Consider the following 9,644-nt stretch of genomic DNA (forward strand, 5'->3'; position numbering starts at 1 on the left):
GTCCTCGCCGGCGCCACCGGCCCCCGTACGCTCCGGCTCTCCGGGGAGGCCGCCGTCGGGGAGCACCTCTCGCGGTGCGGGGAGGCACGGATCAGTCGATGCGCACGTGCATGCCTCCCGAGCGCACGCCGGTGAAGTCGGGCGAGTTGAAGAAGAGCGGCGGGATGGCCGGGTCGACCCGCAGCTTCGGGAACCGGGTGAAGAGGACTTCGAACACGACGCGGGTCTCGACCCGCACCATCTGTCCGCCCATGCAGTAGTGGGCGCCACGGCCGAAGCCGAGGTGGGCGTTGGGGCTGCGGGTCACGTCGTAGGTGTCCGGGTCGACGAACTGGCGCGGGTCGCGGTTGGCCGCCCCGAGGTAGACGCGCAGCAGTGAGTCCTTGGGTATCTGCTTACCGCCGAGCTGCACGTCCTGGAGGGTCGCGCGGTAGGAGGCGGCACCCGGGGTCAGGAAGCGCATCGTCTCCTCGATCATGCCCGGGATCAGCGAGTGGTCCGACTTGACCAGCCCGTACTGCTCCGGGAACGACTCCAGGCACAGCATGGTGTTGCCCACCAGCAGCGGGGTGGCCAGGTGGCCGGCGCCCAGGATGCCGATGATGAAGTTGATGATCTGGTCCCGCGTCATCAGGCTGCCGTCGACCTTGGTCACCTGGCTCAGCAGGCTGATCAGGTCGTCCTTCGGGTCCTTCGTCTTCGCGTCGACATGCGTGCCGAGCATCTCGCGCAGCGGCTGCAGGGGCTTGGTCAGCTGCTCGAAGTAGCCGTCGTCGGTGCCCTCGCCGACCTGCGTCATCTGGGCTTCCTGGTCCATGTTCTGGTCGACGAGCTTGAACATGGTCCGGTCCTCGGCGGGAATGCCGAGAAGCTCACTGAAGACGATGCCGGCGACATGGTCGATGAAGTCGCTCAGCAGGTTGAACTTGGCGAACTTCTCCAATGTGTCGGCGTATTCGTTGGCGAGGTCGCGGACCCGGTTCTCAAGGCGCGCGATGAACTTCGGGTCGAATGCCTGGGCGGCCTGCTTGCGGACGTTCGCGTGCTCCAGGCCGGTCATCTGGGCGAGGTCGCCGTCGAAGTACTTCGCCGTCTCCTCGTCGAAGTTGAACAGCTTGCCGGAGTCGGCCGAGTAGCCGTCCTGGTTGCTCAGCGCCTCGTTGACCTCGGGATATCCATACACCTCCCAACGCTGGAGCTCCTCACGCCACTCGACTGGGTTCTCGGGCCGCTCGCCGCGCAGCCAGAATTTGTCCGGTGCGAAACCCCAGCGGTCAGCGAATTCGGTCACGGTATTCCTCCGTTGATGGAAAACATTGTTGGAACGACTGCCGCAAGCGGTCGACAGACCCTGGATACCTTTCCGGCTCCACACCATCGTAGGCCGCCGTATCCGCTCATCACCAGAGGAAGAAGGTTTTCTGCAATACATCGCGGAATGCGCGGAGTTCGCCGTCGTGCACTGTCCTGTCGACGGGACGCGTTTTCTTTCGGGTCTCTGTCAGAAAGGCGGTTCCCCGTCGGCGTCGAGGACCGCCCGGCGGACCACGATGTCGCCGGTGCCGGTGCGGGCCCGCACCTCGATGGCCTTGTCGGCATCCGCGGGCGACGCGGTGCCACCGAGCAGGTCGAGGGACCGGTAGACGGTCCCGGAACCGGCGAGGAGGTCGAGGCGGGCCTCGACGCCGTCGGCGATGCCGATCTCCAGGGTCCCGGTCTCGGCCTGAAGCGCGAGTGGTCCCCGTAGGGCCTCGTGGACGCTGATGTCGGCCTGCTCGGCCCGGATGCCGACCGCGGCGTGCGCCCGGCCGATGCTCACGTCCCCGCTGCGCACCGAGACATGCGCGTCGCCGACGCACTCACCGAGGTGCGTGACGCCCTGGGTCCGGGTGAGCCGCGTCCTGCCCTCGACGGTGCCGATGCGCAGATCACCGCTCTCGGCGACAGCCTCGACGTCGCCGGACACCCGCCCCACGGTGACATTGCCGAGCAGGGAGTCGAGGTGCAGCGATCCGGTCCGGTCGAGACGGATGTGGCCGCAGTCGACGGCGATCCGGCACTCCCCCAGCCGGCCGGTGCCGTGGAAGTCCGCGGCGCGGGCCTTGCCGTACACGGCGGAGCCGGCCGGAAGCTCGATGGCGACGGACACGGCCCCGCCGCTGCGGGGCAGGTCGCCCGCGCTCGGGACGGAGACGAGCAGCTCTGCGCCGTCACAGGTGACGACAGCCTCGGCCGCGGTCACCAGGTCGCGGAACTCGGCATGGTCGGCGGGGAGAACGTCGACAGTGGTGTCGGTGCGGTCGCCTGCGGTGATCCGCACGTGACCGACGTTGAGTTCGATGGTGGCGAGGATCGGTTCCGGAGTGTCGAAGACCTGCATGACGATGCCCTCAGCGGAGTGTGAAGCGCAGCCCGTGGCCCACGGAGGGGGGTGGGCCACGGGCTGCGCGGGGGATGAGCGGGCGGGGTGGACCGGTAGCCGGTCCGACTCAGGCGGCGACCGCCTCCTGCTCGGTCGCGTCGGACTGCTCGATGCCGTCCGGCTGCCCCACCCCGCCCTGGCGAAGGAGCCAGGAGGCCACCAGGCCGCCGAGCAGGACCGCGACCGCGCCGATCAGCTGGGCGGTGGTCAGGCTGTCCGCGAAGGCCTGGTGCACCTGGTGCGTCGCGTTCGGACCGGCCGCCGCGACGGCGTCCGGCAGGGAACGCGCGGCGCTGTCGGGCACTGAGGCGGGCAGCGCGCCGGCGAAGCCCACGGTCAGCACCGCGCCCAGGCAGGCGACGCCGAGCGAGTTGCCGACCTCGCTGATCGTGCCCATCAGACCCGAGCCGACACCCGCCTTCTCCGGCGGGATCGAGGTCATCACCGCACCGGCCATCGCGGGCTTGGCGCAGCCGACGCCCGCGCCCATCAGCACCAGACCCAGCAGGATGCCCGGGTAGGAGCCGTCACGGCCGAGCACCGCGATGGAGGCGAGACCCGCCGCCATCAGGGCGAGGCCCAGACCGGTGGCGACCGGGGGCGCCAGCTTGGCGGTGACCCGCACGCCCACACCGGTGAGGTTGAGCGCGACGAGCGTCAGCGCCATCGGCATGAGGCGGAGGCCGGCCTCGAGCGGGTCGTAGTTCAGCACGAACTGCAGGTGCTGGGTGAGCAGGTAAAGCGAACCGGACAGACCGAACGCGACCAGCACACCGCCGGAGACGGCGCCGCGGAAGCGGGGGTTGGCGAAGAAGGACATGTCCAGCAGCGGGTGCGGCGTGCGGCGCTCCCAGAGGATGAAGGCGGCCATGACGAGCACTCCGCCGAAGCCGGTCAGCAGGGTGCGGCCGGAGGTCCAGCCGTACTCGGGACCCTGGATGACCGAGTAGACGACCGCCGTCATACCGACGGTGGACAGCAGCGCGCCGAGCAGGTCGGGGCGGTCGCCGTGCGGGTCCTTGGACTCCGGGACCAGCTTGGCCACGGCCACCAGGCCGATGAGGCAGACCGGCACGTTGACCAGGAAGACCGAGCCCCACCAGAAGTGCGCGAGGAGGACGCCGCCGATGACGGGCCCCAGCGCCAGGCCGAGCGAGGCCACACCCATGATCACGGTGAGCGCCTTGGGTGTCTCCTCCGCGTCGAAGGTGCGGACGATGATCGCCATGTTGGTGGCGAGCAGCAGGGCGCCGCCGATGCCCATGCCCGCGCGGGCGGCGATGAGTTGGACGGGTTCCGTCGCGAGGGCCCCGGCGAGCGAGCCGGCCCCGAAGAAGGCGAGACCCAGCATCTGGGTGAGCTTGCGCCCGTACCGGTCGGCGAATCCGCCGGCGGTGATCAGCAGGCCCGCCTGGACCAGCGAGTACGCGCCGATCACCCACTGGGTCTGCGCGGTGGTGGCGCCGAGCTCCTTGGTCAGGGAGGGGATGGCGACGTTGAGGATGGTGTTGTCGAGGATGACGACGAGCTGCACCAGGCAGACGACGCCGAGGATCAGCCATCGATCCCCTCGACGCTTCAGCTGGGTCACGGATTTCTCCTTCTCATGGGGCGTGCATGGGGTTCGGCAGAACGACGACGCGTATGCGCCTACGAGAAGTGACTCCCGTCGTCGTGGGGGGTTCCTTGCTCGTTCGCCGACGACGTTACGGAGGGCCCTTATCGCTTCGTTATCGGTCCGCCCGGGCGCCTGCCGCCGGGCACGCGAAAGCGCCCGGCCGGGACATCCCGGCCGGGCGCTGCGCCGAACTCCTGGCCCACGGCCAGTCGGTGACTACCTGTCGAGCAGGACCGGCATCGAGCGGACGCCGACCATGTCCGGGGAGGGGAAGAACTCCGTCCGCCGGTCCGGATCGGACCTGAAGCCGGGGTAGCGGTCGAGCAGGGCGTTGACCGCGATCCTGCCCTCAAGCCTGGCGAGCCGGGTGCCCAGGCAGTAGTGGACGCCGTGACCGAACACGACGTGGTCGTTGGGGCTGCGGTCCGGGAGGAACTCGTCCGGCCGCTCGAACTGGAGCGGGTCACGGTTGGCCGCCGCCACCCACGGCAGGATCATCTGGCCCTTGGGAATGGTGACGCCGCCGATCTCCACGTCCCTGAGCGTTCCCCGGGACAGCACCGCGGCCGGCGGCAGCAGCCGCAGGGCCTCCTCGATCGCGCCCGGCACCAGGGAACGGTCCTCGCGCACCCGCGCCAGCTTGTCGGGCTCGGCGTCCAGACAGGCCATGACGTTGCCGAGCATCATCGTGCTGGTGATGTGGCCCGTGATCAGCAGCACGTTGGCCACGTTGACGATCTCGTTGTCGGTGAGCCGTTCGCCGTCCTCCTCGACCTGTGTGAGATAGGTCAGCAGGTCCTCGCGCGGGCTCCGGCGGCGGGCCAGGACCTGTTCGAGCATGTAGTCGAGCAGGGGCTGCAGACGCTGCTCGGCACTGTGGATCTGCTCCTCGGCGTTCTCTCCACCGGCCACGAAGTCAATGCCCGCCATGTTCTCCACGATGTCGAACGCGGCGCCCTTGAACAGGTCGAGGTCGTCGACACCGAGGAGGTCGGCGATGATGCGGACCGGCAGCGGGTAGGCGAGATCGGCGACCAGTTCGAAGCTGCCCTTCTCGTCGACCGCGTCGAGCAGTTCACCTGTGACCTTGTGGATCTGCGGTTCCAGGTTGGTGATGATCCGGGGGCTGAACGCCCGCCCGATCAGCTTGCGGTACATGGTCTGTTCCGGCGGATCCATCTGGGAGACGTCACCCGCCATGAACTTCTCGTCGACCTGCACCGCGGCGAGGTCGGCCGTCCTGGCCGAGAACGTCTCGTGGTCGGCGAGGATCCGCTGCACCTCCCGGTAGCCGTAGGCGCACCAGGCGCCGAGCGCCTCGTTGAACTCGACGGGCTTCTCGGGCCGGACTCCGCGCATCCAGGTACTGCCCGGGTGAACGTTCCACCGCTCGATGACTATCGACATGGGAAGGGGTTTCCTCTCTGGTTCCCAGGACCCTGGACTACTTCTCGGCGGCCATCGCGGCCCGCAGGCTCCTGGGCCGCAGGTCCGTCCAGTGCTCCTCGACATAGGCCAGGCACTGAGCACGGCCCGCCGTGCCGAACACGGCCCGCCAGCCCGCCGGCACCTCGGCGAAGGCCGGCCACAGCGAGTGCTGGTCCTCGTCGTTCACCACCACGAGGAACTCGCCGCTCTCGTCGTCGAAGGGGTTGCTGCTCATATGTCGCACTCCGTTTCCGTCGGTGTTTCCGTTGCCCGGCCGGTCCGTGCGGTGAATTCCCGGCCGAGAATCCGGCAGATGTCGGCGGCGGGCTCCGCGTTGATCATTTCGTGGTGCGTGGTCTCGATGTCGTACTGCGTGATGGATCCGCTGATGTACGGCTTCCACCGGTCGCCGTGTATCCCGTCCGGGTTGGGCACGGCGTTGAAGAAGACCGCGTCTCCGTGGAAGACGGGCGAGTGGAAGTCCCCGGACAGGGACGTGTGGTTGACGATCACCCGGACCGCGTTGTCGAGGAACGTCTCGTACTCCGGCGATCCGGCCATGCCGGTCAGCTGCCGGCGGAAGTACTCCCGCAGCGCGCTCGCGGTGGGTGCGGGCTGCGTCGCCAGGTAGTCGCCCGGCACGCAGTCGAGCATGGCCAGGAACGCCACCTCGTGGCCCCGGCCCTGCAGTCGCGCCGCGACCGCCTGGGCGAGCGTGCCGCCGATGGAGTACCCGGCCAGGTGGTACGGCCCCTGCGGCTGGACCGCCAGGATCTCCTCTACGTAGTCCAGGACCATCTCGTCGAGGGACGCGGGAAGCGGGCTCTGCCCGTCGAATCCCTTCGCCTGGATTCCGTGGACCGTGCGGAACTGAGGCAGCCGGCCGCCGAATCCGAGGTAGGGCCAGCAGATGCCGCCGCCCGGGTGGACGAGCCAGAGGGGTTCCTCCCCGGCGGCCGGGGCGCCGGTCCCGCCCTTGATGGTCAGGACCGGGGCGAACGGGCCGCCGGCCGGTCCGGCCTCGCCCTCCGACTCCAGGAAGGCGGCCAGTTCGGCGACGGTCGGGGCGTCGAACACCGTACGCAGCGGCAGGTCGACACCCAGGACGACGCCGATACGGCTGATCAGCCGGGAGGCCAGCAGGGAGTGTCCGCCGCGGGCGAAGAACCCGTCGTCGACGGTGACGGAGTCGAGCCCCAGCACCTCGGCGTACAGGCCGCACAGAATCTCCTCGCGGGCGGTGCGCGGCGCCCGGCCGGCCGGTTCTCCCACGTAGTCGGGCCTGGGCAGCGCCCGCCGGTCGATCTTGCCGCTCAGGGTCAGCGGCACCTCGTCGATGACGACGAGGGCCGAGGGCACCATGTGCTGCGGCAGCCGCCGCCGGACCAGGTCGTGCACGTCGGCCACCAGATGATCCGCCGAGGCGGGGTCGGCGGGCACCACGTAACCGACCAGGCGCCGGTCGCCGGCGCTGTCGTCGACGACCACCACGGCCCGGTCGACCCCGGGGTGTGCCGTCAACGCGGCCTGGACCTCCCCGAGTTCGATGCGGAAGCCGCGGATCTTGACCTGGTCGTCGGCGCGGCCGTGGAAGACCAGCGCGCCCTCGGCGTTCTGGGCCACCACGTCGCCGGTGCGGTACATCCGCTCCCCCGGCTCCCCGAAGGGGCAGGCCACGAAGCGCGAGGCGGTCACGACCTGCCTGCCGAGGTAGCCGCGGGCCAGCCCCGGTCCGGCGATGTACAGCTCGCCCGGCACTCCGACCGGAACCGGTGACAGCATCGCGTCCAGGACGTACAGACGGGTGTTGTGGATGGGCGTGCCGATGGGGAACACCCGGTCGTCCGGGGCCATCGGGGCGCTCATGGTGGCGCACACGGTGGTCTCGGTCGGGCCGTAGACGTTCATCATCCGGCGGCCCGGAGCCCACTGGGCGACCAGTTCGGGCGGCGGTGTCTCACCGCCGACCAGCAGCGAGACCACACCGGTCAGCGAGTCCGCGGGGAGCGCGGCGAGCAGGGAGGGCGGCAGCATCATGTGCGTGACGCCGTGCCGGTCCACGGTCCGGGCCAACGGCAGCCCCGGTGCCAGGTCCTCCTTGTCCGCGAGGACGAGGACGGCGCCGGAGAGCAGCGCCGTGAACATCTCGCACAAGGAGACGTCGAAGCTCGGCGAGACCAACTGCAGCATCCGGCTGTCGGGAGTGACCGCCATCCGCTGTACGTGCGCCGCGACCAGGCTCGCCACACCGCGGTGGGTGACCACGGTGCCCTTGGGCTGCCCGGTGGATCCCGAGGTGTAGATGAGATACGCGGCGCTGTCCGGCCGTGTGCCGCGCGGGACCGGCACGGTGGAGCCGGCCTCGGGCAGCCGGTCCACCCGCAGGGTGTCGAGCTCGTGCCCGGCCAGCGCCTCGGCCGCGGCGGCGTCGACCAGCGCGAGCCGGGCGCCGGAGTCGCCCACCATGTACGCGATCCGCTCGGCCGGGTAGGTGTGGTCCACCGGCAGATAGATCCCGCCCGCCTTCGTCACGCCGAGCAGGGCGACGACCAGGTCCGGCGAGCGGCGGGTGGCCACCGCCACGACGGTTTCCGGCCCGACCCCCCTCGCGCGCAGCGCGTGCGCCAACCGGTCGGCGCGCTGGTCCAGTTCGCGGTAGGTCAGCCGCTGGTCCTCGTGGAGCAGCGCCGTCGCGTCCGGGGTGGTGGCCGCGACGCGCTCGAACTGGTCGGCCACCGTCCCCTCGGCAACGGGCTCGGCCGTGTCGTCGAAGCCGGCGAGCAGCCGTTCCCGTTCGGCCGCGGACAGCACGTCGACCGCGCCGACGGGTACGTCGGGGTCGGTCGCCACCTGGCCGAGGACGCGTGCGAACCGCGCCGAGATGTCCTCGGCCAGGGCCGGGCCGACGTAGTCCTCCAGGTACTCCATGACCACGTGCAGACGGTCGTCGGCCGCGGCCGCGATGCCCAGCGGATAGTGGGTGCCGTTGCCGGTGGACACTCCGGTGACGGCGATGCCGCCGTGGGCGTCGGCGTCACCGAGGCCGCCGCGTTCCATCGGGAACGACTCGAAGACCACGACGGTGTCGAACAGGCTGTTGAGACCGGCGGCCCGGCAGATGTCGGTCAGGCCGATGTGGTGGTGGTCGAGCAGCTCGCCCTGCCTGTGCTGGAGGCCGGTCAGCACCTGCCTCAGGCTTCGCCAGGGCGACAGTTCCACCCGCACCGGCAGGGTGTTGATGAACAGGCCCACCATGGACTCCACACCGGGCACGGCGGGCGGGCGGCCCGACACCGTCGTCCCGAACACCACGTCCTGACGGCCCGTCAGCCCTGCGAGCACGATCGCCCAGGTGCCCTGCACCAGCGTGTTGAGGGTGATACCCAGGTCGGCGGCGGTGGCGACGAGGGCACGGGCGGTGTCGGCCGACAGCGGGATGTCCCGCTGCCCCACCCGCTGCGGGTCCGCCTCCGCGGTGCGGTCGGGCACGAGCAGGGTGGGTTCCTCGACCCCGGCGAGCTCGGTCCGCCAGGCCTCCGCGGAGGCCGCGGCGTCCTGCTCGGACGCCCACACCAGGAAGTCGCGGAAACCGCGCGCCCGCGGCAGGACGGAGGCGTCGCCCCCGGATCCGTAGAGGGCGAGCAGCTCGCCCATCAGGACACTCAGCGACCAGCCGTCGAGCAGCGCGTGGTGCGAGGTGAGGACCAGCTCGGCGCTGTCCGGCCCGGTCAGCGCGAGGCTCAGCCGCAACAGTGGCGGGGTGGCCGGGGCGAAGCGGTCGGCCTGGTCCGTGGCGAGGAACCGCTCGAACTCCTCGGACCGCCCTGCCTCGTCGAGGTCGCGCAGATCCGTGCACCGCCAGGGGAGTTCGACCTCGTCGAGGACGAGCTGGACGAGATCGCCCGCCGTGTTCGAGACGAACGCGGTGCGCAGGTTGTCGTAGCGGTCGAGCAGTGCCTGGCCCGCGGCCCGCATGCGCCGCGGGTCCACGGCGCCGGTGAGCTGGTAGACGACCTGCACGTGGTAGGCGTCGTGGGCGGTGTCGGCGAGCATCGACTCGAAGAGCAGACCGGACTGGAGCGGGGTCGGCGGCCACACGTCACGCAGGGACGGGTGCTGCTGCTCCCAGCGCTCCAGCTCGGCCTGACCGACCGTGACCAGCGGCACGTCCGAGGG

At 70.4% G+C, this 9,644-nt stretch carries 6 protein-coding genes; all 6 read right to left on the minus strand.

The genetic code is table 11. The features are described from left to right. Positions 1–91: 91 nt before the first annotated feature. Positions 92–1,291, minus strand: coding sequence for a cytochrome P450 (locus ABZT17_RS44175; RefSeq protein ID WP_356357837.1), 1,200 nt, complete (start codon positions 1,289–1,291; stop codon positions 92–94). A 210-nt stretch (positions 1,292–1,501) separates the two neighbouring features. Next, positions 1,502–2,380 (minus strand): DUF4097 family beta strand repeat-containing protein, encoded by an 879-nt coding sequence (locus ABZT17_RS44180; RefSeq protein WP_356357838.1) that lies wholly within the window; start codon positions 2,378–2,380, stop codon positions 1,502–1,504. Between the two features lie 109 nt (positions 2,381–2,489). Further along, positions 2,490–4,013 (minus strand): MFS transporter, encoded by a 1,524-nt coding sequence (locus ABZT17_RS44185; RefSeq protein WP_356357839.1) that lies wholly within the window; start codon positions 4,011–4,013, stop codon positions 2,490–2,492. Between the two features lie 243 nt (positions 4,014–4,256). Then, positions 4,257–5,447: a cytochrome P450 gene (locus ABZT17_RS44190; protein ID WP_356357840.1), complete on the minus strand. Its 1,191-nt coding sequence runs from the start codon at positions 5,445–5,447 to the stop codon at positions 4,257–4,259. Between the two features lie 37 nt (positions 5,448–5,484). Next, positions 5,485–5,703, minus strand: coding sequence for an MbtH family protein (locus ABZT17_RS44195; RefSeq protein ID WP_356357841.1), 219 nt, complete (start codon positions 5,701–5,703; stop codon positions 5,485–5,487). After that, positions 5,700–9,644 (minus strand): amino acid adenylation domain-containing protein (locus ABZT17_RS44200; RefSeq protein ID WP_356357842.1); only part of this gene is annotated, 3,945 nt, incomplete at its 5' end. The genes ABZT17_RS44200 and ABZT17_RS44195, both read right to left, overlap by 4 nt.

It is taken from the genome of Streptomyces sp. NPDC005648, from assembly GCF_040605395.1.
Lineage (GTDB): Bacteria > Actinomycetota > Actinomycetes > Streptomycetales > Streptomycetaceae > Streptomyces.

Coding starts and splice junctions, on each gene's coding strand:
- ABZT17_RS44180 (WP_356357838.1), bottom strand. CDS start 2,380: ATGCAGGTCTTCGACACTCCGGAACCGATCCTCGCCACCATCGAACTC.
- ABZT17_RS44190 (WP_356357840.1), bottom strand. CDS start 5,447: ATGTCGATAGTCATCGAGCGGTGGAACGTTCACCCGGGCAGTACCTGG.
- ABZT17_RS44195 (WP_356357841.1), bottom strand. CDS start 5,703: ATGAGCAGCAACCCCTTCGACGACGAGAGCGGCGAGTTCCTCGTGGTG.